General features: G+C 68.8%; 22 protein-coding genes. 13 read left to right on the forward strand and 9 right to left on the reverse strand.

Annotated elements, in window-relative coordinates; genetic code table 11:
- Position 1 precedes the first annotated feature (1 nt).
- The 6 genes from H9I38_RS01785 (at position 2) to H9I38_RS01810 (ending at position 8629) form a co-directional block, all read left to right on the forward strand.
- Positions 2 to 2104, forward strand: a complete 2103-nt coding sequence (locus H9I38_RS01785) for a WYL domain-containing protein (RefSeq protein WP_226336906.1) — start codon at positions 2 to 4, stop codon at positions 2102 to 2104.
- Positions 2105 to 2132: 28 nt separating this feature from the next.
- Positions 2133 to 2366, forward strand: a complete 234-nt coding sequence (gene tatA / locus H9I38_RS01790) for a Sec-independent protein translocase subunit TatA (RefSeq protein WP_226336907.1) — start codon at positions 2133 to 2135, stop codon at positions 2364 to 2366.
- A 5-nt stretch (positions 2367 to 2371) separates the two neighbouring features.
- On the forward strand, positions 2372 to 3172 hold the full coding sequence (tatC, locus tag H9I38_RS01795; protein WP_226336908.1) for a twin-arginine translocase subunit TatC: 801 nt from the start codon (positions 2372 to 2374) through the stop codon (positions 3170 to 3172).
- 147 nt (positions 3173 to 3319) lie between these two features.
- Positions 3320 to 6091, forward strand: a complete 2772-nt coding sequence (locus tag H9I38_RS01800) for a DEAD/DEAH box helicase (RefSeq protein ID WP_226336909.1) — start codon at positions 3320 to 3322, stop codon at positions 6089 to 6091.
- A 34-nt stretch (positions 6092 to 6125) separates the two neighbouring features.
- Positions 6126 to 7781, forward strand: coding sequence for an amidohydrolase (locus tag H9I38_RS01805; protein ID WP_226336910.1), 1656 nt, complete (start codon positions 6126 to 6128; stop codon positions 7779 to 7781).
- A gap of 80 nt (positions 7782 to 7861) precedes the next feature.
- Positions 7862 to 8629, forward strand: a complete 768-nt coding sequence (locus H9I38_RS01810; RefSeq protein WP_226336911.1) for a polyprenol monophosphomannose synthase — start codon at positions 7862 to 7864, stop codon at positions 8627 to 8629.
- A 149-nt stretch (positions 8630 to 8778) separates the two neighbouring features.
- Here the strand turns inward: H9I38_RS01810 and H9I38_RS01815 are convergent, their stop codons facing one another.
- Both H9I38_RS01815 and H9I38_RS01820 read right to left on the reverse strand, forming a co-directional pair.
- Positions 8779 to 9174: an RNA polymerase-binding protein RbpA gene (locus tag H9I38_RS01815; protein ID WP_226336912.1), complete on the reverse strand. Its 396-nt coding sequence runs from the start codon at positions 9172 to 9174 to the stop codon at positions 8779 to 8781.
- A 66-nt stretch (positions 9175 to 9240) separates the two neighbouring features.
- Entirely contained in the window at positions 9241 to 10146 is a 906-nt protein-coding gene (locus H9I38_RS01820; protein ID WP_226336913.1) for a putative RNA methyltransferase, read from the reverse strand.
- A 60-nt stretch (positions 10147 to 10206) separates the two neighbouring features.
- On the opposite strand from H9I38_RS01820, the gene H9I38_RS01825 reads away from it, so the two are divergent.
- Positions 10207 to 10761 (forward strand): isochorismatase family protein, encoded by a 555-nt coding sequence (locus tag H9I38_RS01825; protein ID WP_226336914.1) that lies wholly within the window; start codon positions 10207 to 10209, stop codon positions 10759 to 10761.
- A gap of 38 nt (positions 10762 to 10799) precedes the next feature.
- Here H9I38_RS01825 and H9I38_RS01830 read toward each other — a convergent pair whose 3' ends face one another.
- Positions 10800 to 11480 carry a phosphatase PAP2 family protein gene (locus H9I38_RS01830; RefSeq protein ID WP_226336915.1) on the reverse strand — a complete coding sequence of 227 codons (681 nt, stop codon included), beginning with the start codon at positions 11478 to 11480 and terminating at the stop codon, positions 10800 to 10802.
- 106 nt (positions 11481 to 11586) lie between these two features.
- Between H9I38_RS01830 and H9I38_RS01835 the strand changes: the two genes are divergently transcribed.
- Positions 11587 to 11976 carry a DUF3054 domain-containing protein gene (locus H9I38_RS01835; protein WP_226336916.1) on the forward strand — a complete coding sequence of 130 codons (390 nt, stop codon included), beginning with the start codon at positions 11587 to 11589 and terminating at the stop codon, positions 11974 to 11976.
- Positions 11973 to 12254, forward strand: coding sequence for an Lrp/AsnC family transcriptional regulator (locus tag H9I38_RS01840; RefSeq protein ID WP_226336917.1), 282 nt, complete (start codon positions 11973 to 11975; stop codon positions 12252 to 12254). The genes H9I38_RS01835 and H9I38_RS01840 overlap by 4 nt, the downstream gene beginning before the upstream one ends.
- Before the next feature lie 45 nt (positions 12255 to 12299).
- Here the strand turns inward: H9I38_RS01840 and trpD are convergent, their stop codons facing one another.
- Complete coding sequence (gene trpD / locus H9I38_RS01845; RefSeq protein ID WP_226336918.1) at positions 12300 to 13370, reverse strand: anthranilate phosphoribosyltransferase; 1071 nt, start codon at positions 13368 to 13370, stop codon at positions 12300 to 12302.
- Positions 13371 to 13509: 139 nt separating this feature from the next.
- Here trpD and H9I38_RS01850 point away from each other — a divergent pair, with 139 nt between their 5' ends.
- The 4 genes from H9I38_RS01850 to H9I38_RS01865 all read left to right on the forward strand — a co-directional run bounded on the left by H9I38_RS01850 (position 13510) and on the right by H9I38_RS01865 (position 17758).
- Positions 13510 to 14151: a heme-copper oxidase subunit III gene (locus H9I38_RS01850; RefSeq protein WP_226336919.1), complete on the forward strand. Its 642-nt coding sequence runs from the start codon at positions 13510 to 13512 to the stop codon at positions 14149 to 14151.
- 34 nt (positions 14152 to 14185) lie between these two features.
- Positions 14186 to 14983 carry a c-type cytochrome gene (locus H9I38_RS01855; RefSeq protein ID WP_226336920.1) on the forward strand — a complete coding sequence of 266 codons (798 nt, stop codon included), beginning with the start codon at positions 14186 to 14188 and terminating at the stop codon, positions 14981 to 14983.
- Between the two features lie 75 nt (positions 14984 to 15058).
- Positions 15059 to 16078, forward strand: coding sequence for a Rieske 2Fe-2S domain-containing protein (locus tag H9I38_RS01860; protein WP_413463500.1), 1020 nt, complete (start codon positions 15059 to 15061; stop codon positions 16076 to 16078).
- Between the two features lie 3 nt (positions 16079 to 16081).
- Positions 16082 to 17758, forward strand: a complete 1677-nt coding sequence (locus tag H9I38_RS01865) for a cytochrome b (protein ID WP_226336922.1) — start codon at positions 16082 to 16084, stop codon at positions 17756 to 17758.
- Between the two features lie 144 nt (positions 17759 to 17902).
- Here the strand turns inward: H9I38_RS01865 and H9I38_RS10895 are convergent, their stop codons facing one another.
- The 5 genes from H9I38_RS10895 to ctaD form a co-directional block, all read right to left on the reverse strand.
- Positions 17903 to 18148, reverse strand: a complete 246-nt coding sequence (locus tag H9I38_RS10895) for a hypothetical protein (RefSeq protein ID WP_319002161.1) — start codon at positions 18146 to 18148, stop codon at positions 17903 to 17905.
- Between the two features lie 28 nt (positions 18149 to 18176).
- Positions 18177 to 18713, reverse strand: a complete 537-nt coding sequence (locus H9I38_RS10900; protein ID WP_319002162.1) for a hypothetical protein — start codon at positions 18711 to 18713, stop codon at positions 18177 to 18179.
- A gap of 302 nt (positions 18714 to 19015) precedes the next feature.
- Positions 19016 to 19780 (reverse strand): GntR family transcriptional regulator, encoded by a 765-nt coding sequence (locus H9I38_RS01875; RefSeq protein ID WP_226336923.1) that lies wholly within the window; start codon positions 19778 to 19780, stop codon positions 19016 to 19018.
- A gap of 236 nt (positions 19781 to 20016) precedes the next feature.
- Positions 20017 to 20421: a cytochrome c oxidase subunit 4 gene (locus tag H9I38_RS01880; protein ID WP_226336924.1), complete on the reverse strand. Its 405-nt coding sequence runs from the start codon at positions 20419 to 20421 to the stop codon at positions 20017 to 20019.
- Positions 20422 to 20424: 3 nt separating this feature from the next.
- On the reverse strand, positions 20425 to 22116 hold the full coding sequence (gene ctaD / locus H9I38_RS01885; protein ID WP_226336925.1) for a cytochrome c oxidase subunit I: 1692 nt from the start codon (positions 22114 to 22116) through the stop codon (positions 20425 to 20427).
- Positions 22117 to 22125: the final 9 nt, after the last annotated feature.

The raw sequence follows: 22125 nt of genomic DNA on the forward strand, positions 1-22125 counted from the left end.
CATGAGCTCTGCCCCCTCTCCGAGCGGTCCGACTCGGCTCGACCGCGCCGTGGAGCGCTGCCTCGCGCTCTGGACGGCGCTCAGCGCCTCGGAGCTCGGGCTGACCTGGCCGGAGATCGCCTCCTCGGTGGAGGGATACGAGCACCGGGAGAGCAGCCGCAAGACCTTCCAACGGGACCGAGCGGCCCTCGAGTCCGCCGGTGTGGCGTTCGAGCCCGGGGACTTCTCGCGGGCCGACTACCGGTACCGCCTCCGGCCCCGGGCGCAGGCGCCGCGCCTCTCGGCCGCGGAGCGGAGCGCGCTCGGCCTCGCCGCCCTGTCCCTCTCCGGCTCGAGCGTGGGCCGGGCCGCCCAGCTCGCCGCGCAGCGTCTGGGCGCAGCCGGCGCGGACGCACCGGATCCCCACAGCCCGGACGCGAGCGCTGCGGCGCCCCTTGAGGCCTGGAGGCCCCTGCTGCCCGACGACTCGGACTGGCTCGACGTGTGGTGCTCCGCCATCGCGGACCAGGGCGCCGTCTCCTTCCGGTACGCCAACGCCCGCGGCGAGCGCTCTGCCCGGGCGGCGTGGCCCTGGACCGTCTACGTGCATGCGGGCGAGTGGTACGCCACGGCCTTCGACCTCCGCCGCGGCGAGCCTCGGGTCTTCCGTCTCGACAGGATGGCTGACGTCGAGCCGATCGCCTCCGCGGATCGCCTCGCCCCCGATCCGTTCACCCCGGCCGAGCGGGCTGCCGCCGTCCGCGAGCTCTGCGCGAGCATTCCGGAGAGTCCCCGGGACGAGATCCTCGTGGCCGTGAGGGCAGGCCACGCGCCCGTGCTCCGCGCGGCAGGCAGCCCGGACGGGCCTGCGACGGCGGACTGCCGTGCGGCCCTCGGCGAGGACTGGACAGCGCTCAGGGTCGAGGGGCGCAGACGGGACACCGTCCTCTCCGCCGTGCTCGCCGCCTCCGGGGAAGCCGCCGTCCTCGGACCGCCCGACCTGGCGGCGGATCTCGAGGACGCGCTGGACGCGCTCGAACGCGATCACCGTCCGGACGCCGAGCAGCCCCGCGAGGCGGAGGACGCCCGCGGGTCCCGGGTGAAGACCACCGCCCAGGACCGCATCTCCCGCTGCCTGGCGCTGCTCACCGCCCTCGAGGCCCGTGGAGGCGGCTCGGTCCGCGAGCTCGCCGAGGCCACGGCCTCCGAGCCCGAGACCGTCCTCGAGGACGCCTGGGCGCTCTCCCTGGCGGCGGGTCCGTCCTCCCAATGGTGCGAGGTCAGCGTGTCCGAGGACGAGGAGCACGTCTTCTTCGCCTCCGTTCCCGATGCAGCGGGCGTCCCCGCTCCGCCCCTGCGCGAGCTCATCCCGCTCATCTCGGCTCTCGGGGCCCTTCTGCGCGACGTCGACGGCGGAACGGCCGCCCACGATGCGCTCGCCGGTGCGCAGCTCAAGCTCCTCGCGGCAGCGGAGCGCCCGGAGCTCGCCACGGCCCTCCTCACGGCGGGAAGCCGGCGAGGTCATGCCGATTCCGGGCCGGCCGCCGTCGTCGTCGAAGCGCTGCTCGAGGGGCGGCTTCTCGAGTTCGAGTACCTCAAGGACACGGAGGCGGACACGCGCAGACGGCGCGTCCGGCCGGTCAGGCTGCTCGAGTCCGGCCGCCGGGCCTACCTCGTGGGCCTTGAGGAGGGCTCCTCGCGGGCCAAGCACTTCGCTCTGGAGCGGTGCTGGGGAATCTCCGCCGTGGAACCGCGTGACGGTGGGCCGGGCGAGCCCCCTTCTGCCGACTCGGACGCCTCGTTTCCGCCCGCGCGCCTCGAGATCGAGCCGCCCCGCTGGGGGACCCGGCGCCAGAGCGCGCCCTCTGTTCGGATCGCGGCGAAGTCGGGCCCTCACGGGTCCGCGCGGGCGCTGCTCCAGGACTTCGACGCGGTCCGGGTGCGTCCGGCCGAGGACGGCCGGCTGCTCGGAACCGTCAAGGTGTTCCGCGGGCCCTTCGTCCGCGAGGTGCTCTCCGCCGCCGGCCAGATCGCCGTGGCGGAGGGAGGAGAGCTGGCCGCCGAGGTGCTCGCCAGTGCACAGGCCGTCAGGAAAACCCAAGCCGGGACGCGTAGAATCGTCTGAGCACTCTGCTTCCGAAAGGACTCCACTCATGGGCGCCATTCAGCCAACCCACATCGCCGCAATCGTCGTCGTCGCGCTGCTGCTCTTCGCTGCTCCGAAGCTGCCGCAGATCGCCCGGAACCTCGGCGAGTCGATGCGCGTGTTCCGGTCCGAGGTCCGCCAGATGAAGGACGAGAACGGGGATGAGAAGGACAAGCGGGACGGGAGCCACTCGGAGGACGGCACGGTGACGGGCCGCGTTGTCGACGGTGACCGCAAGTAGCCTCGATGGCTCGCGCTCATCGTAAGCACAACCCCGAGGGGCACATGTCCCTCGGCGAGCATCTGAAGGAAGCCCGCAACAGGCTCTTCATCGCGCTCGGCTTCGTCATCGCCGGGTCCATCGCGGGAGCCTTCCTGTGGAAGCCCGTCTACGAGCTCATCCAGCGGCCGGTCCAGGCCGCGGCCCGCGGACACGGAAACATCAACTTCGGCACCCCTACACAGAGCTTCGACCAGTTCCTGCAGGGATCCATCGGCATCGGCGTGGTGCTGTCCTCGCCGTTCTGGCTCTACCAGATCTGGGCGTACCTCCAGCCGGGGCTGACCAAGAAGGAGCGGCGGTACTCGCTCGGCTTCCTCTTCGCGGCCGTCCCGCTCTTCCTCGGGGGCGTCTACATCGCGTGGCTCATCTATCCCCACGCGCTCAAGGCGCTGTTCGCCTTCACCCCCTCCGGAGCCACCAACCTCCTCTCGGCGTCCGAGTTCATCCAGTTCGTGGTGCGGCTCCACCTCGCCTTCGGCGTCTCCTTCCTGGTGCCGCTGGGGCTCGTCGGCGCCAACATGCTCGGCTTCATCTCCGGCCGCCGTGTCGTCAAGGCGTGGCGCATCGTGGTCTTCGCGTGCATGGCCTTCGCCGCGATGGCCGCCCCGGGCCCGGACCTCTTCCCGATGTTCGCCCTGGCCGCCCCGATGCTGCTTCTCTTCTTCCTGGCCGTGGGCATCTGCCTCGTCAATGACCGCCGCCGCGCCAAGCGGGAGGCGGCCCGGCCGGCACCGGACACGGTGAGAGCGCTCTCGGACATCTGACCCGCTCGCGCCGGAGAGCCCTCTCGGGAAGCGTGAGGTCTGCTGCCTGCCACCCCGGATTCCTCTGATTCCTCCCGCCGCGAACCACGGCCCGAGCCTCTCGGCTCGGGCCGTTTCGGCGTCCTCCCGCTGTGTATCGTGGGGAACATGACCAGCCCAGCCGAGCGATACCACCAGATGAAGGAGCGCCACGCTGAGGCCCGCACCGAGCTGAGCCGCTTCCGCGCTCAGCAGGACTTCCCGCTGGACAGCTTTCAGATCGAGGCGTGCAAGAGCATCGAGCAGGGCAGGGGAGTGCTGGTCGCCGCCCCCACCGGGGCAGGCAAGACCGTCGTGGGCGAGTTCGCCATCCACCTCGCCCTGGCCCAGGGCAAGAAGGCCTTCTACACCACGCCCATCAAGGCGCTCAGCAACCAGAAGTTCCAGGAGCTCTCGGACGAGCTCGGCGCGAACCGGGTGGGGCTCCTCACGGGGGACACGTCGATCAACGGCGAGGCCGACGTCGTCGTCATGACCACCGAGGTGCTGCGCAACATGCTGTACGCGGGCTCGAGCACTCTGGAACGGCTCGGGTTCGTGGTCATGGACGAGGTCCACTATCTTGCCGACCGCTTCCGCGGCGCCGTCTGGGAGGAGGTCATCATCCACCTCCCGGAGTCCGTGAGCGTGGTGTCCCTCTCGGCCACGGTCTCCAACGCGGAGGAGTTCGGCGCCTGGCTCGGCACCGTGCGCGGCGAGACGGACGTCATCGTCTCCGAGCACCGCCCGGTCCCGCTCACCCAGCACGTGCTCGTCCGGGACCGCCTCGTGGACCTGTTCGAGGAGCAGGTCTCCTTCGACGAGGTCTCGCATGCGGCGCGCACGCCCGTGGTGAACCCCGAGCTCGTCCAGCTGGCGAAGCGCTCCTCGCCCGCCTCGTTCGGCCACGGCGGACGGGGACGCGGGGGAGGCCGGCGCGGTCACCGCGGCCGCCCGCCGCAGCGTCACGGCGGGTCGGGCAAGGTGTCCCGCCCCCGCATGATCTCGAGTCTCGAAGAGCAGGGGCTCCTGCCGGCGATCGTCTTCATCTTCTCCCGCAAGGGCTGCGAGCAGGCGGTCCGGCAGTGCGTCGAGCACGGCCACGTGCTCACCACCAAGGAAGAGCGCCGCGAGATCCAGCGGGTCATCGACCAGGCGGCCAGCCACGTGGCCACCGAGGACCTCGACGTCATCGGGTTCTGGTCCTGGCGCGAGGGGCTCATGAAGGGCTACGGCGCCCACCACGCCGGCCTGCTCCCCGTCTTCAAGGAGGCCGTGGAGCTGCTCTTCGCCGGCAACCTCATCAAGGTGGTCTTCGCCACGGAGACGCTGGCCCTCGGGGTGAACATGCCGGCCCGCAGCGTCGTGCTGGAGAAGCTGGACAAGTTCAACGGCGAGTCCCACGTGGCGGTCACGCCGGGGGAGTACACGCAGCTCACCGGCCGGGCCGGCCGCCGCGGGATCGACGTCGAAGGCCACGCCGTCGTCGTCTGGGACCGGGACGCGGACCCGGCCCAGATCGCCGACCTCGCCTCGACGCGCACCTATCCGCTCAACTCGAGCTTCGCGCCCACGTACAACATGAGCATCAACCTCGTGGCCCAGTTCGGCCGGGACCGTGCGCGCAGCATTCTCGAGTCCTCCTTCGCCCAGTTCCAGGCGGACCGCGGCGTCGTCGGGCTCGCGCGGCAGGTGCGCGAGCGAGAGAGGGCGCTCGACGGCTTCACCGAGGCCATGACGTGCGAGAAGGGCGATGTCCGCGAGTACATGCAGATCCGCCGGGACCTCTCGGACGCGGAGAAGAAGGCCAAGCGCAGCTCGCGCCGGCAGATGAAGAGCGCGGTCGCGGCCTCGCTCGAGTCCCTGACCCTCGGAGACGTGGTGAGCGTTCCGAGCGGCCGCCTCAAGGGCAAGGGCGTCATCATCGACGTGGACGCGCAGAGCCTCAGCCCTCGTCCCACCCTCCTCACCCTGCAGAGGACCATCCGCCGCATCGGCGTCGACGATCTCGCAGAGCCGGTCGACGTGCTCACGAGGATGCGGATCCCCAAGCGCTTCACGGGGCGCTCCCCGAAGGAGCGCCGCGACCTCGTGGCGGCCCTCAAGGACGCCCTGGCCCGGGCGGAGCCGGCGCCGCCGCGCAGGCCTCAGTTCGCCACCGCGCAGGATGCGGAAGCCGGCGCGGACGTGGCGGACCTCCGCTCGCGCCTGCGCCAGCACCCCGTCCACCGCTGCCCGGAGCGCGAGGAGCACGCGCGGTGGGGCGAGCGGTACCTCAAGCTGCAGAGAGAGACCGAGGCGCTGCGCTCCAAGATCAGCGGCCGCACCAACACGATCGCGCGCCAGTTCGACCGTGTCTGCGAGGTGCTCATGTCCACGGGCTACCTGACCCCGGAGGCGGAGGTCACGGAGGCCGGGGACACGCTGCGGCGGATCTACGGAGAGCGGGACCTGCTCACGGCGCAGATGCTCAACGCGGACCAGTTCGAGGCGCTGGCGCCGGGCGAGCTCGCGGCGCTCGTCTCCACGCTCGTCTACCACGGGAAGCGGGAGGCGCCCCCGGGGCGCCCGGTCCTTCCGACGCACGCCCTGCAGGAGCGTTACGGCGCCCTCGTCGGCATCTGGTCCCGGGTCACGGACGAGGAGGAGCGCGCCCGCGTTCCGCAGATGTCGGATCCGGACCCGGGCCTCGCGCGCGCCGTCTACCGCTGGTCCCAGGGGGACACCCTCAAGCGCAGCCTCGAGGGCTCGGACCTCTCCGCGGGCGACTTCGTCCGGTGGGCCAAGCAGGTCATCGACTCCCTGGACCAGATCCGCGCGGCCTCGCGGTCCCAGGACGTCAGGGCCACGGCCGAGGAGGCCGTGGACGCAATCCGCAGGGGAGTCGTCGCCTCGTCGTAAGGTGGTCCGGACGCCCATTCGACGAAGGAAGAACGTGACGAGCACCCTCTACACCAACGGAGCGATCCACTCGACGGCAGACCCGGGCGCGAGCGCCATGCTCGTCACGGACGGTCTCGTCGAGTGGGTGGGGGACGCCCGCTCCGGGATCGTGCCCGAGGGCGCCCGGCGTGTGGACCTCGAGGGCGCTTTCGTCGCCCCGGGCTTCGTGGACTCCCACGCCCACGCCATCGGCGTCGGGCGGACGGCCGTGGAGGTGGATCTGCGGGACTGCCGGCACGCCGTGGACGTCCTGGACCGCCTGGCGGAGCGGGCCGCCGCGAGCGGACCGGACGAGACCGTCCGCGGCTTCGGCTGGGATGAGACCCTCTGGACCGACCCTGCGCTCCCCACTTTCTCCGAGCTCGAGCGCGCCGTGGAAGGGCGCTGCCTCTACGCGCCCCGCGTGGACTCCCACTCGGCGCTCGTCACCCGAGCCTCCTACGACCGCGCCCGCATGGAGCTGCCGCAGTCCGGCCCCGACGAGCCGGGCGTCGTCGACGGCGCCGCCCGCACCGAGATGGCCCGCACGTTCAACGCCCTGAGCGAGTCCGAGTCCGCCGAGGCCGCCCGCCTCGGCCTCGCCGAGTTCGCCCGGACCGGCCACGTCGCCGTCGTCGAGAACGCCGCGCCGCACCTCGGCGGAGAGCAGGACGCCGTCAGCCTCAAGCGCGCCTCGCTCGAGACGCCCGCTCCGGCGCTCTTCGCGCTCTGGGGCGAGCTCGTGGACCGCGAGGAGGACGCGCGGCGGATCGTCGGCGAGCTCCACGCGCGGCTCGGGATCGAGGGGGTCGAGCCGTGGGTCCTCGGCCTCGCAGGGGACCTCAACGTGGACGGCTCCATCGGCTCGCGGACGGCCGCGCTGCGCGCGCCCTACCTGGACGGCGAGGACAACGGCATCGCCTACCTCACGCCGGAGCAGGTCCGGGACCACTTCGTCGCCACGACCCGGGCCCGGCTCCAGGGCGGATTCCACGTCATCGGCGAGCGCGGCATGGACATCGTCCTCGAGGGCGCCCAGCTCGCCGTGGAGATCGTCGGCCAGAGGGCGTTCGCCGCGCGCGGCCACCGCCTGGAGCACGCGGAGATGACCGACGACGACGCGCTCGCCCGCATGCTCGCCCTCTTCCTCACGTCCTCGGCCCAGCCCGGATTCGACGCAGCCTGGGGCCGGCCCGGCGAGCTCTACGACCAGCGCCTCGGGGACCGGAGGCTCACGATGAACCGGTTCGCCTCCATGTCCCGGCTCGGCGTCCCGATGGCGTTCGGCTCCGACGCCCCGGTCCTGGCTCCGGACCCCTGGGGCCAGGTCAAGGCCGCCATGGACCATTCCAACCCGGCCGAGTCCGTCACGGCGCGGGCCGCGTTCAACGCCCACACCCGAGGGGCGTGGCGCGCGCTCAACCGGCACGCCTCCGGCGGCCCGCGGCACGGCGAGGGCCAGCTCGTCCCCGGCGCGCCGGCCTCGTTCGCCGTCTGGGAGATCGAGCAGCTCGCCATCCAGGCGCCCAACCCGACGGCGAGCGCGTGGTCCACGGACCCGCGCTCCCGCGTTCCGATGCTCCCCGCCCTGGACACGGACTCAATGCCCCGGGCACTTCGGACCGTGTCGGACGGTGTCACCATCTTCGATTCAGGCGAGCTCGCCTAGAATGGATCAGAGCAATGCAAGCGGCGCACTCGTCCCCGGGGCGCCCGTCCCTCGCGCAGAGCGCGAGTGAGAGGCTGTCCGTGCGAGTTCTCACGATTATCCCGACCTACAACGAGATCGAGTCCCTGCCCAGGACCGTCGCCCGCCTCCGCGCTGCCGTCCCGGAGGCTGACATCCTCGTGGTGGACGATTCCAGCCCGGACGGCACCGGCGAGTGGGCCGATGACATGGCCTCGCGGGACGAGCGCATCCACGTCATGCACCGCGCGGGCAAAGAGGGCCTGGGCGCCGCCTACATCGCCGGCTTCCGCTACGCCCTGGAGAACGGCTATGACGTCATCGTCGAACATGACGCGGACGGCTCCCACCAGCCGGAGCAGCTTCCCCGCCTCCTCAAGGCGGTGGAGGACGGGGCGGACCTCGCCATCGGCTCCCGCTGGGTGCCGGGCGGCAAGATCGTCAACTGGCCGCTCTCGCGCAAGCTCATCTCGCGCGGCGGCTCCTTCTACTCCCGCGTGATGCTCGGCATGCCGCTGCGGGACATCACCGCCGGCTACCGCGCCTACCGCCGCCGCGCCCTCGAGGCCCTGGACTTCGACGAGATCGAGTCGGTCGGCTACGGCTTCCAGGTGGACATGACGTTCCGGATGCACAAGCTCGGCATGAAGATCGTCGAGGTTCCCATCACGTTCATCGAGCGGGAGCTCGGCACGAGCAAGATGAGCGGAGACATCGTCCGCGAGGCCATGGTGAACGTGACGCGCTGGGGCGCAGGGGAGAGGCTCGGCCAGGCCAAGCGGCTCGGCCAGGGGCTCTCCGAGCGCGTTCGCCAGGCCCGCCGCCGGTAGGGCCATAGCGGGTCCATCCGCCGGAAAGGCGGGCGGACGCAGTGAGCGGACACAGCAGCCTGACACAGCGAAGGGGCCGTCACCCGATCGGGTGACGGCCCCTTCCTCGTGTCCGGGCGGGCTGACCTGGGTCGGCTGACCTGCGCCGGCTACTTCTTCTTGGCGCCCTTGGACGCCGGAGCCTTCTTGGCGGCCTTGGCCTCGGCCTCAGCCTGTCCGCGACGCTCGCGCAGGGCGGTGAGACGGTCCTGGAGGATGACCTCGAGCTCATCGATGCTGCGGCGCTCCAGGAGCATGTCCCAGTGCGTGCGCTGCGGCTTCTCGTTGGTCTCCTCGGGCTTGGCGCCGTTGACGATGACGGCTTCCTTGCCGGTCTTGGTGGTCCACACGGACGGGACCTCCGCCTCGGTGGAGAACGTCACGAAGAAGGACTCGCCGTCTTCCGTCCGGTACTCGATGTGCTGCCGCGGTGCCGGCTCGACTCCGGCCTCAGTCTCCATGGACTGCGACCCGAGTCGCATTCCTCGCAGGCTGCGATCGCTCACGTCATCCTCAATTCTTCGTTCCGATTCACGGACGGCGGCTCTGAAAGAACTGCCAAAACCCCTAGTCTACCGGCTCATCGGCCCGCTGGCGGGTCGATCGCCCGCGGCGGAACCCGTGAGACCGTATCGGCTGATCTCGAACCGGGCCGTGACGGCCGCTGTCGGCGGACCGCCGGGTGTCGCGCCCCGAGCCTCGAGGATCCGGGCCAGGATCTCCTCCCGCGTGCTGTGGTGCCCCGCGGGCCCCATGAACGCGAGATCCGCGAGGACCCCCGGCTCGGTCTCGAGCCGGGCCTCGACCACGCTGCGCCCGTCCCGTCTCAGACCGGTCTCCGCGGCGGCGGCATCGAGGGCGGCCGCCTTGTCTCCGGCCTGGCCGAGCATGATCCCGAGCTCTCTCGCCTCCGCGAGGTGCCCCTCGGCCGGGGTCACGACGACGACGCTCCCGCCGGGCGCCAGCACCCGTGCGAACTCGGGGAAGTTGTGCGGCGCGAAGACGTTGAGGACGGCGGCCACGGCGTCCTCGGCCAGCGGAATCGGACGCCACAGGTCCCAGACGAGGGCGAGCGTGCGGGGCAGCCTCGCAGCCCGGCGGACCGCATGCTTGGAGAGGTCCAGGGCGAGCACGGACTCGCTGTCCAGCCCGTGCGCGTAGTAGCCCGTGCCGCATCCCGCATCGAGCAGAGGCCCGTGGGGGAGAAGCTCGTGGAGAGCGGTTTTGAGGGGCGCGTAGAGGCCCGAGGACTGGACCCGCTCACGGGCCGCGATCATCTCGCCGGTGTCCGCCGTGAACCTCGTGCCCGCGCCGACCATGAGGTTGACGTACCCCTGGCGCGCCGCATCGAACCGGTGTCCCGCTCGGCAGACGAGGGACCGGTCCCTGGGGTGCAGGGGAGTCGGCGCCGAAGGGCTGCACTGCGGACAGCGGACGCTGCCGCGCTCGAGAAGGCCGATGCCTGCGAAGAAGGACACCTCGCAAGCCTAAGGGAACCTAAACTTAGAGGTGAGGGTCCTCACGCGAAGGAGAAGATTATGTCAACCTCTGACGCCGCCGCACTGCTCGTCGTCGACGTGCAGGAAGCAGTGCTCGAGCACGCCTGGGAGCGGGACCACGTCATCGCGCGGATCAACCACCTCATCGAGCGCGCCCGCGCCGAGCACGTCAGCATCGTCTGGGTCCAGCACCATGACGAGGAATCGCTCGCGCGGGGCTCGGCGGGATGGGCCGTCCACGGCGGAATCGACGGGCCGCGCTCTGACGAGCAGATCGTGGAGAAGACCCACGGCGACGCGTTCGAGGGCACGGAGCTCGCTCGCGTTCTGGGCGGGCTCGGCGTGGGACGGCTCGTCGTCGTCGGCGCCGAGACGGACGCCTGCATCCGCTCGACGATCCACGGCGCGTTCGCACGCGGCTACGACGTGACCCTGGTGGCGGACGCGCACACGGCCAACGACAAGACGGCCTGGGGCGCGCCGCCGGTGGCGGACGTCGTCGCACATCTCAATCTCTGCTGGCGGTTCCAGACCGGCGAGGGAAAGACGGCCCGCGTGGCGGAGTCCGTGGACGTGGACTTCGACCAATCCTGAGCCTTCTCCAGAACGCCGATAATATACATTATGTCAACTTAGCGTTCAGTCCGCCGCGCGGGGCCTCTCCCGAGGGCCGCCGTCATCGCGTCCGGGCCGAGCAGCGCCGATCCCCACGCCAGCGCCGACCCGACGCCCACCATCGCTCCCGCGAGCGTGTCCGTGAACCAGTGCACGCCGAGGTACAGGCGCGTGCCCGCGACCACGGCGATCATGAGCGCGGCGAACGCCCAGACCAGCGCCTTCCAGCGGCGCCGGACGATCATGACGACGACGAGCGCCGCCGTCGAGAACGCCAGCGAGGCGATGCCCGTCGTGTGGCCCGAGGGAAAGCCGAAGTCCACCTCGGTGACCAGGTGGTCTGTGAGCGGCGGACGATCGCGCTTGAACAGGAGCTTCAACAGGAACGTGACGGCAGCCGATCCCCCGACCGCCCCGAGCACGTACGCCGCCGAGCGCCAGGTTCCGGTGCGCCACCAGAGCAGCCCGCCGATGAGCACCGACAGGACGATCGTCCCCACGGGGCTGAAGATGTTCGTCACGACGACGGCGGCGCTGGTGATCCAGGCCGACCGGTGCTCGATGAACTCGTCGAGCACGCCCGTGTCCTCACGGGTCGAGAGGCCCACATGGACCACAAGGCCGAGGGCGACGGCGAGGAGGACGAGGGCCGCTCCGGTCCAGAAGGGCCAGGCCAGGGTTCTGCGCAAATAGGTCACCTCATCATTCTCGCCGACTCCCCCTATGGAGAGACTGTGCCTCGCCCAGCTCCAGGGCATGAGCCTAAGATGTGAGAGCACGCATCTCACCCCAGGGAGTCCTCATATGAGCACCGCGCCTCGGCGCCGCTGGGCCGTCCAGGCTGTCCTCGACGTCGTCCTCGTCCTCGCCTTCGCCGCCATCGGCCGCTCGAGCCACGGGGAGTCGCCAGACCCCGTCGGGATCCTGACCACTGCGTGGCCCTTCCTCGCCGGGCTGGCGCTCGGCTGGCTCGTGAGCCGCTCCTGGCGGGCGCCGCATGCGCTCGCTCCGGCCGGCCTCACGGTCTGGCTCGGAACGCTCGCGTTCGGCATGGCCCTGCGCGCGGTGACCGGCGGCGGCGTGGCCGTCAGCTTCATCATCGTCGCGGGCGTCTTCCTCGCCCTCGTCCTCCTCGGCTCGCGCGCCGTCCTGGGCGCCCTCGCCCGCCGTGAAGAAAGGAACCCACAGGCATGATCACCGCGATCGTCCACATCCAGACCGACACGTCTCTCATCCCGGAGACCGCGCAGGAGCTCGCCGCCTTCCCCGAGGTCGAGACCGTCTACTCCGTCACCGGCGAATGGGACCTCATCGCGATCGTCCGCGTCGCCGAGCACGAGGCCCTTGCAGACGTCATCTCCGACCGTCTCTCCAAGGTGCAGGGCGTGGCCGAGACGAGCACGAACATCGCGTTCCGCACGTACTCGGACGCGGACCTGGACCAGGCCTACGACCTGGGCCTCGGAGACTGAGGCCGCGGGCCCGGAGGGGGCACGGCGATCGCTCCCCCGGGCCGTCTAGGCCTGCTGCGCCCTCTGGGCCGCCGCCTGGGAGCACTCCACCCAGGCCTCGAGCTTCTCGATCGCCTGGCCGTTCTCCAGCACCTCGCGGACCCGCTCGATCTTGTCTCGGAGCCTGGATTCGAGCGAGCCGTCCGCGGCGGCGTCGAAGGCCACGAGCCCCGCGGCCGCGTTGAGCAGCACCGCGTCCTTCGGGGCACCCTCCTCCCCCGCGAGAGTCCGGCGCGCGACGTCCGCGTTGTGGCGCGCGTCGCCGCCCGTCAGGTCGGCGATGGTCCACGTGCCGAGCCCGAGCTGCGCCGGCTCCACCTCGCACCGGCGCACCTCCCCGTCCCGGACCTCCCAGACGGTGGAGGGCGCGGTCACCGTGAGCTCGTCCAGGCCGTCCTGCCCGCGGAAGACGAGCCCGCGGCTCCCCCGGCGCGCCAAGACGCCCGCGATGAGCTCCGCCGTCGTCTCCTTCGGGGTGCCGATCGCCGAGGCCGCAGGATGCGCGGGGTTGGTGAGGGGGCCGAGCACGTTGAAGATCGTCGGGACCCCCATCTGCTTGCGCGCCGCGGCCGCGAAGCGCATCGAGGGATGGAAGACCTGGGCGAAGACGAAGGCGATGCCCACCTCGCGGAAGATCCCCTCGACGTCTGAGGCCGGGGCCTCGAGGCTGACGCCCAGGGCTTCGAGAACGTCCGCCGAGCCGGACATCGACGAGGCGGAGCGGTTGCCGTGCTTGACGATGGGCGCGCCCGCCGCGGAGGCGGCGATCATCGACATCGTCGAGATGTTGACGGTGTTGAGCTGGTCGCCGCCCGTGCCGACGATGTCGAGGCTCTCCCCCGAGACGCCCAGGGGACGCGCATGGCGTCGCATGGCGTCGGAGAAGCCCGCGACCTCCTCCACCGTCTCCCCCTTGGCGGCGAGGCCCATGAGCAGGGCTCCGAGCTGCGCCTCCCCCGCAAGGCCGGACATGATCGAGTCCATAGCCCACACCGACTGCTCGTAGGACAGGGAGTGCCCTGCGAGCAGGGGGCGGAGAAGGGACGGCCAGGTGGTCTCAGCTGCTGCGGCGTTCACGACTCAAGGCTATAACTACGGCGCGTAGAAAATCTTTTCGGCCTCGGATCCGCGAGATTCCGGGCTTCTGGCCCCTCCGACAGTGGCTCACACCGTGTTGCGTTGGGATTCACAGTGAATTTTTAGACATAATGGCAGAGTGACATCTGCGACCAATGCCCCAGCTCCCGCGACCAGCGCGACGCTCAACCGGCCCAACATGGTCTCCATCGGAACCATGGTGTGGCTGGCGAGCGAGCTCATGTTCTTCGCGGGCCTCTTTGCCATGTACTTCTCGCTTCGCGCAGCGCTCCCCCAGGAATGGGCGGAGGAGGCGGCCAAGCTGAACGTGCCGTACGCGCTCGTCAACACGATCATCCTCGTGTCGAGCTCGGTCACCGCCCAGTTCGGCGTCTGGCGCGCGGAGGAGATGCAGCCCCGCCGCCGTGGAGGGATCTTCTCCTTCGGCAAGTGGGGCATGATCGAGTGGTTCTACCTGACCTTCGTGCTCGGCGCGATCTTCGTGGGCGTCCAGGCCTTCGAGTTCGCCACGCTGGTCAACCATGAAGAGCTGTCGATCTCCACGAACGCCTACGGCTCCGTCTTCTACCTGACCACGGGCTTCCACGGCCTCCACGTGGTCGGCGGACTCCTCGCGTTCCTCCTCATCATCGGCCGCGCTTACCTCGCGAAGCGGTTCGGCCAGTTCGAGGCGACGGCAGCCATCGTCGTGTCCTACTACTGGCACTTCGTCGATGTCGTCTGGATCGCTCTCTTCTCCGTCATCTACTTCCTCAAGTAGAGCTCGGCTCGCGAACAATAGTTAGGAAACTCTCGTGAAGTCACGTTCACTGAACCGGCGCCACCCCTTCGCGATCTTCGCGCTGCTGGTCCTGGCTCTGGTCCTCACCGGCGGCACCTACGCGTTCGCCACGAAGTCGAATGATGCGAAGGCCGAGTCGAGCTCGAGCGCCTCCGACGTCGAGTCGGGCCAGAAGCTGTTCGCAGCCAACTGCGCGACCTGCCACGGCCTCCAGGGACAGGGCACCAAGTCGGGTCCGTCGCTCGTCGGCGTCGGCGCCGCTTCGGTCGACTTCCAGGTCGGCTCCGGCCGCATGCCGATGCAGATGCAGGGCCCGCAGGCCATGCGCAAGCCGCCGCAGTTCAACGACGAGCAGATCAAGCAGCTCGGCGCCTACGTCGCCTCGCTCGGCCCCGGCCCGTCGGTCCCGACGAACGAGCAGCTGGACTACAGCAAGATGTCCTCCGAGGACATCGCCGAGGGCGGTCAGATCTTCCGCACGAACTGCGCCATGTGCCACAACGCCGCGGCCGCAGGCGGCGCGCTGACGCGCGGCAAGTTCGCGCCGACGCTCCAGGGCGTCTCCTCGAAGCACATCTACGAGGCCATGGTCACGGGCCCGCAGAACATGCCGGTCTTCTCGGACTCCAACCTCAGCCCCGAGGAGAAGAAGAAGGTCATCGCCTTCCTCAAGACCAGCGAGGAGCAGGGCTCCCCGGGCGGAGCGAAGCTGGGCTCGCTCGGACCGGTGTCCGAAGGCCTGTTCATCTGGACGGCCGGCCTCGGCGTGGTCATCGCCTTCACCATCTGGCTGACGTCCCGCTCGCACTAGAAGCTTGAACGGGCTCGGCCCGATCTGAGGTAGCACAAGTGAAAATCAAACTCGACAACATGGATTGGAGGAACCGTGAGCTCGCATAAGGACTCTTCCCACGCAGTGTCCAGAACGGCTGACACTGCGGACCGCTTCGCGGATCCGGGAATTCCCCCTCACGGTGATCGCGTCACGGACACCGATCCGCACGCCGCGAAGGCGGCGGAGCGCCAGGTGGCCCTGCTGTTCGGCTTGTCCGTCCTGGGCACCCTCCTGTTCTTCTTCGCGTACTTCTGGATGAAGCCCGGCGCGGAGAACCACATCGCAGGCGTCCGCACGCAGAACCTCCTCCTCGGCCTCGGCACGGCGTTCGCCATGTTCGGCATCGGCATCGGCGTGGTCCACTGGGCGAAGACGCTCATGCCGGACCACGAGATCGCCGAGGACCGTCACGAGATCCGCCCCGAGCAGGACCGCCAGGACGCCTCCGCGATCATCGACCAGGTGATCGGCGAGTCCGGCATCGCCCGCCGTCCGCTCATCCGCAACAGCCTCATCGCGGCCGGCGCCCTCGCGCCGCTTCCGGCCATCGCGATGTTCCGCGACCTCTCGCCGAACATCGACGTCGACCAGCTGCGCCACACGCTCTGGAACAAGGGCGTCAAGCTGGTGCGCGATCCCGACGGCACCCCGATCCGCGCCGCGGACGTCCAGCTCGGCTCGGCGTTCCACGTCATCCCCGAGAACCTGGAGTCCGCTGAGCACAAGCTCAACGAGAAGGCCAAGGCCGTTGTCCTCCTCATGCGCCTCGACCCGGACGAGATGCACATCTCCCCCGGTCGCGAGAACTGGCACGTGGACGGCATCGTCGCCTACTCCAAGATCTGCACGCACGTCGGCTGCCCCGTTGCCCTCTACGAGCAGCACACGCACCACCTGCTGTGCCCCTGCCACCAGTCGACGTTCGACCTCACCCAGGAGTGCAAGGTCATCTTCGGCCCGGCAGGCCACGCCCTTCCGCAGCTTCCGATCGAGGTCGATTCGGACGGCTACCTCGTGGCCCAGTCCGACTTCCACGAGCCCGTCGGCCCGTCTTACTGGGAACGAGGTTAAGACATGTCGAATACTCCCAACGACACGTTCGTCCCCGCGACGAAGCTCGGCCGGTTCGCCAACTTCGTCGACTCCCGCACTGGCGGCTCCGCCATGGTCAAGGAGTTCGGCCGCAAGATCTTCCCGGACCACTGGTCCTTCATGTTCGGCGAGGTCGCGCTCTACTCGTTCGTCATCCTGTTGCTCTCGGGCACGTTCCTGACGTTCTTCTTCGACCCCTCGATGGCTGAGACCCACTACTCGGGCTCGTTCATCCAGCTCAAGGGCGTCGAGATGTCCGTGGCCTACCACTCGGCCCTCGACATCTCGTTCGACATCCGCGGCGGCCTCTTCATGCGCCAGGTCCACCACTGGGCCGCGCTCATGTTCGTGGCCTCGGTGTCGGTCCACATGCTCCGCGTGTTCTTCACCGGCGCCTTCCGCCGCCCGCGCGAGCTCAACTGGGTCGTCGGCGGCGTCCTCCTCATCCTCGCGATGGCGGAGGGCTTCACCGGCTACTCGCTCCCCGATGACCTGCTCTCCGGCAACGGCCTGCGCATCATCGACGGCGTGATCAAGTCGATCCCGATCATCGGCACGTACATCTCCCTCTTCCTCTTCGGCGGGGAGTTCCCGGGCAGCGACATCATCAGCCGCCTCTACGTGCTCCACATCCTGCTCATCCCGGCCATCATCCTGCTCATGATCGTCATCCACCTCTTCATGGTTGTCGTTCACAAGCACACGCAGTACCCGGGTCCGGGCCGCACCAACTCCAACGTCGTCGGCTTCCCCGTCGGCCCGGTGTACGCGGCCAAGGCAGGCGGCTTCTTCTTCATCATCTTCGGCATCATCGCGATCATCTCGGGCCTGTTCACGATCAACCCGATCTGGAACTACGGTCCGTACGATCCGTCCCCGGTGTCCGCAGGCACGCAGCCTGACTGGTACATCGGCTGGGTCGACGGTGCTCTCCGCCTGATGCCGGGTGTTCTGGGCAACTTCAGCTTCGAGTGGAACATCCCGTTCCCCTGGGGCAAGAACACGCTCGTGCTCAACGTCCTCCTGCCGGCCCTCGGCCCGGCTCTGGGCCTCCTGACGCTCATGTTCACGTGGCCGTGGATCGAGCGCTGGGTGACCAAGGACAACCGCGAGCACCACGTCCTCGACCGCCCGCGGAACGCGCCGTTCCGCACGGCCGTCGGTGTGGCAGGCTTCATCTTCTACTGCACCCTCTGGGCTGCGGCCAGCTCCGACCTCATTGCCACGCACTTCCACGTGTCTCTCAATGACGTCACCTACTGGCTGCGCGCGCTCTTCTTCCTCGGTCCGATTCTCGGCTTCATCATCACGCGCCGCGTCTGCCTTTCGCTCCAGCGCAAGGACCGCGAGATCGTGCTGCACGGCCGCGAGACCGGACGCATCGTGCGCCTGCCGCACGGCGAGTACCAGGAGATGCACGAGTCGCTCGACCCGTACAAGCGTCACCGTCTGGTGCACTTCAACTCGTACGAGGTCATCCCGGCGACGCCGGACATCGACGGCAAGCTCTCCGGCAAGGAGCGCCTGCGCGGTCGCCTGTCCCGCCTCTTCTTCGAGGATCGAGTCGCACCGGTGACCCCGGCGGAGCTTGAGGAGGCCCATCACGGCCACCACGGCTCCGTTGAGGGCCAGGGCTCGCACAAGGCGATCGGACACTAGTCCGAGGCCCATTCCGGCGCACAAGGCCCGCTCTCCCCTCCGGGGAGGGCGGGCCTTTCTGCTGCGTCTCCCTCCCGCCCCTCACTCGTTCCCATCCCGTCGAGCAGCATGACGAGCGCGGCATGCTCCTGGCTTGGAGCGCTCTCAGATCAGCTCTGCCACCGGCCCCTCATGGACCGCCTCATAGATGGCGTTTCGGATGGCGTTGGCCTCAGCGGAAGTCAGAGTCCGGTCGATGGGACGCAGCATGATCCGCAGGAGGAGGTTGCCCTGTCCGTCACGCGTGCCCAGCCTGGTGCGCGCAGCTTTCGGCAGCTCTTCGTGCCGTGTGCTGCCGAGCACCTCGAGCGACTCGACGAGCTCAGCGTCGTCGCCGAGGGCGAGACGCACCCGGTCTCCCAGCGTCTCTGCGTCCTCGTCAGCATCGACGACGACGGAGATGTCCCGACGCGCCGTGGAGCACGTCGATCTGCAGGCCGCCAAGCGTGTACGGATGCGTCACGGCGGTTGTCCTCCACTGCGCGCCCGGGAGCACTGCCTCGACCAAGCGGCCGGCCATCGTGCGCAGGTCCTCGTCGCACAGGTCCTCGTCGCGCAGTGGTGACCTGCTGCGGAGGCGCCACAGGTCCACCTGGTGCGGCTCCCCCACATGGATGCGGTCCACAGCGTCGCGACGGTAGACCAGGCCGGGCGCCACGAGCAGCTCGTCGACGCCGGTCCTGCCCGCATAGTCCTCAAGAGCGCGCGGAAGCTCAGCGCTCATGTGGCTGCGGAGCATCACCGTGGGGCTGATGTAGCGGGTGTAGCGCCGGGCCCGCGTGACGTCATCCGGCCTATAGCCGAGGCGATCGCAGTTGTCCCGAACCGGAACAATCGGCGAGCCGCGCAGACATCGGATGGAGGTGCCCCCATCGGCCTTCAAAGCGTCCAGGACTGCGTTCAGAAGGGCCTGCATGGCGTGAGGCCCTTGGCCTGGGTCGGTCAAGTCGCGCACGGTGAGCGCACGGTGGAGCTGGTCAGCAGTGACATAGTCGGCAGGCGACATGAGAAGGTCTCCAAGAAGAGTGCAGGGACAAGGCACAGGAAAGTGCTCCCCCGGCCGTGCCTGCGAAGACCTGCTGCGCTACGAGCGCGCGTTGAAGACCCCGCGGCCATCACCCGGCCGGGGGTCCCGAAATCGCTGTTGCATCCGCATGGCAACCCAGTGTAGCGACCTCACCGGAGAACGGCGAGACCCGCCGACAGCCGCCCGGCGGCTCACGAAGAGCCGTGCTGGCGGACGCGCGGAACATAGCGCCGCTGACCTGTGCGGCGCAGTGGAACGCTGATGCTGTAGCGGTCCGCGCGATAGTAGGAGACGGAATAGTCGACGAGGTCCTCGCGGATATAGGCGCGGCGCTGCACTTTGAGCAACGGCGTGCCCAGGTCCACTCGAAGCTGGCGGGACAGGGTCGCCGTCGCGGCCGCAGCGGAGATCGTGTCCTCTCCCCAGTCCATCTGCAGCCCGTATTCGTCGGAGAGGACCCGGTACAGGGAGCTGGGCGCCGGTGAGGAGAGAATGCCGGGAACGAGCCGCAGCGGAATGAAGTTCTCGTCCACAGTCATCGGCTCGCCGTCCGCGAGAAGCAGCCGCTTGAAGCGAACCAGTGGTGCGCCGGCCGGGAGCTTCATCTCCCTCGCCAGGGCGGAGGGCGCAGGCACCTGATCGAACGCGAGCAGGACAGCCGCCGGCTCCATGCCGCGGCGCCGCATCTCCTCCGAGTAGCCCGTCAGCTTGGGCTGAAGGGAGGTCTTGACCGGGGCCACAAAGGTCCCCTTGCCCACAATGCGGAGCAGTCGTCCCTCGTCCACCAGGCCGTCAATTGCCTTCCGGAGCGTCATGCGAGCCACCCCGAAGTCAGTCGCAAGCTGCCGCTCAGAGGGAAGCGCGACATCGGTTTCGGATCCCAGCTCTTCGATCATCTTCACGAGCTGCAGACGAACCTGCTCGCTCTTGGACGCTGTGGCGCTGTCTGGACCCATGCCTCAATCCTACGGAAGCAGACACAGTCACGGTCAACGTCTGGAATATGAACTTCTCCCGGCCTCCGAGCGACATGCCCGTGTCCTGATCCGGCTCCAGCGCGCGGGACAGACGGACAGAAAGCACCCGTCGAAGGGTACCGGGAATGTGACAAGGGCCCCGTTTCCCTTTCGGGAATCCGGGGCCCTTGTCTGTTCGGTGAGGCCGTCATCGGCCGCAGGCGAACTCGCCTGGGTCAGTGAGCGTGATCGCCGCGGCTGTACTCGTACACCCAGCCGATGATGCCGACGACGCCGAGGCCAGCGGCCACGAAGAACACCCACCAGCCGACGGCGAGACCCAGAACCGAGCCTGCAGCGCCGAGGGCGAGGACCAGCGGCCACCAGGACCAGGGGCTGAAGAGGCCCTGCTCGCCGGAGCCCTCGTGGATCTCCGCGTCGACGCGGTCCTCAGGACGGCCGCCGACGAGGTTCTTGGCGTTCGTCTGGAAGTAGAAGCCGACCATGCCTGCCATGAGGCCCGTCACCGGGATGGCGAGGACGCCGACCCACTCCGTCCAGCCCGTCATGATGCCGTATACGAGGCCCACGACGAGGAAGAACGGAACCAGGAAGGTGAAAATCCGGGATTCGATCTTCATGGTCTAGACGTCCTTCCGCTCAGCGTGGCTGTGGCTGACCGGGATCAGCTCCGGGTGGTGCAGGTCCAGAGCGGGACGCTCAGACCGGATGCGCGGCAGCGACGTGAAGTTGTGCCGCGGCGGCGGGCAGGACGTGGCCCACTCGAGGGAGGCGCCGAAGCCCCAGGGATCGTCCACCTCGACCTTCTTGGCGTTCCGTGCCGTGGTCCACACGTTGATGAACCACGGGATGAGGGAGACGCCGAGGATGATCGAGAAGACCGTGGAGATCTGGTTCATCTCCGTGAAGCTGTCCTCCGGGAGGTAGTCCGCGTAGCGGCGCGGCATGCCCATGACGCCGAGCCAGTGCTGGACCAGGAAGGTGCCGTGGAAGCCGATGAACAGGATCCAGAAGTGGATCTTGCCCAGGCGCTCGTTGAGCATCTTGCCCGTGAACTTCGGCCACCAGAAGTAGAAGCCGGCGAACATCGCGAACACCACGGTTCCGAAGAGGACGTAGTGGAAGTGTGCGACCACGAAGTACGTGTCCGAGATGTGGTAGTCCATGGGCGGCGAGGAGAGGATGATGCCCGTGAGGCCGCCGAAGAGGAACGTCACGAGGAAGCCGAGGCTCCAGAGCATCGGGGTCTCGAAGGTGATCGAGCCGCGCCACATGGTGCCGATCCAGTTGAAGAACTTCACACCGGTCGGAACGGCGATGAGCATAGTCATGAAGGAGAAGAACGGCAGCATGACCGCGCCCGTGACGTACATGTGGTGTGCCCACACGGTCACGGAGAGGGCGGCGATGGAGATCGTCGCGTAGACGAGGCCCTTGTAGCCGAAGATCGGCTTGCGGGAGAACGCCGGGAAGATCTCCGAGACGATGCCGAAGAACGGCAGCGCGATGATGTACACCTCGGGGTGGCCGAAGAACCAGAAGAGGTGCTGCCAGAGGACCGCTCCGCCCGACTCCGAGTCGAAGATGTGTCCGCCGAAGCGGCGATCCATGCCGAGCGCGAAGAGCGCAGCGGCGAGCGGCGGGAAGGCCATGAGGATCAGGATGCCCGTCACCAGCGTGTTCCAGGTGAAGATGGGCATACGCCACATCGTCATGCCCGGAGCGCGCATGCAGACGATCGTCGTGATGAAGTTGACGCCGCCAAGAATGGTGCCGAATCCGGAGAGCGCCAGGCCGAAGACCCAGAGGTCACCGCCGACGCCCGGCGAGAAGGTGGTGCTCGACAGCGGCGCGTACGCGAACCAGCCGAAGGACGCTGCGCCCTGCGGGGTGATGAAGCCGGCGCAGGCGATGATCGAGCCGAAGAGGAAGAACCAGAACGCCAGAGCGTTGAGTCGCGGGAACGCCACGTCCGGCGCGCCGATCTGGAGCGGCACGATCACGTTCGCGAAGCCTGCGAAGAGAGGCGTGGCGAACATGAGCAGCATGATCGTTCCGTGCATGGTGAACAGCTGGTTGTACTGCTCCTTCGTCTGAAGGATCTGCATGCCCGGCTCGAAGAGCTCGAGACGGATGAGCAGCGCCATGACGCCGCCCACGCAGAAGAAGACGAACGAGGAGATGAGGTACATGTACCCGATCGTCTTGTGGTCAGTGGACGTGATCCAGTTGACCACGATGCGGCCCTTGGACTTCGGCACCACACGGGGCGCGTCCACTGCGCCCGAGTGAGCCCTGTATTCGTACGTAGTCATGCGAACCTC

Origin of the sequence: Arthrobacter sp. UM1, assembly GCF_020483305.1 — a bacterium.
Taxonomy (GTDB): Bacteria; Actinomycetota; Actinomycetes; order Actinomycetales; family Micrococcaceae; genus Falsarthrobacter.

What these genes read in the sequence shown, in the direction of transcription:
- tatA (WP_226336907.1), top strand. Translation starts at nt 2,133, where the DNA reads ATGGGCGCCATTCAGCCAACCCACATCGCCGCAATCGTCGTCGTCGCG.
- H9I38_RS01825 (WP_226336914.1), top strand. Translation starts at nt 10,207, where the DNA reads ATGTCAACCTCTGACGCCGCCGCACTGCTCGTCGTCGACGTGCAGGAA.
- H9I38_RS01785 (WP_226336906.1), top strand. Translation starts at nt 2, where the DNA reads ATGAGCTCTGCCCCCTCTCCGAGCGGTCCGACTCGGCTCGACCGCGCC.
- H9I38_RS01865 (WP_226336922.1), top strand. Translation starts at nt 16,082, where the DNA reads ATGTCGAATACTCCCAACGACACGTTCGTCCCCGCGACGAAGCTCGGC.
- tatC (WP_226336908.1), top strand. Translation starts at nt 2,372, where the DNA reads ATGGCTCGCGCTCATCGTAAGCACAACCCCGAGGGGCACATGTCCCTC.
- H9I38_RS01800 (WP_226336909.1), top strand. Translation starts at nt 3,320, where the DNA reads ATGACCAGCCCAGCCGAGCGATACCACCAGATGAAGGAGCGCCACGCT.
- H9I38_RS01840 (WP_226336917.1), top strand. Translation starts at nt 11,973, where the DNA reads ATGATCACCGCGATCGTCCACATCCAGACCGACACGTCTCTCATCCCG.
- H9I38_RS01880 (WP_226336924.1), bottom strand. Translation starts at nt 20,421, where the DNA reads ATGAAGATCGAATCCCGGATTTTCACCTTCCTGGTTCCGTTCTTCCTC.
- H9I38_RS10900 (WP_319002162.1), bottom strand. Translation starts at nt 18,713, where the DNA reads ATGCAGGCCCTTCTGAACGCAGTCCTGGACGCTTTGAAGGCCGATGGG.
- H9I38_RS01875 (WP_226336923.1), bottom strand. Translation starts at nt 19,780, where the DNA reads ATGGGTCCAGACAGCGCCACAGCGTCCAAGAGCGAGCAGGTTCGTCTG.
- H9I38_RS01835 (WP_226336916.1), top strand. Translation starts at nt 11,587, where the DNA reads ATGAGCACCGCGCCTCGGCGCCGCTGGGCCGTCCAGGCTGTCCTCGAC.
- ctaD (WP_226336925.1), bottom strand. Translation starts at nt 22,116, where the DNA reads ATGACTACGTACGAATACAGGGCTCACTCGGGCGCAGTGGACGCGCCC.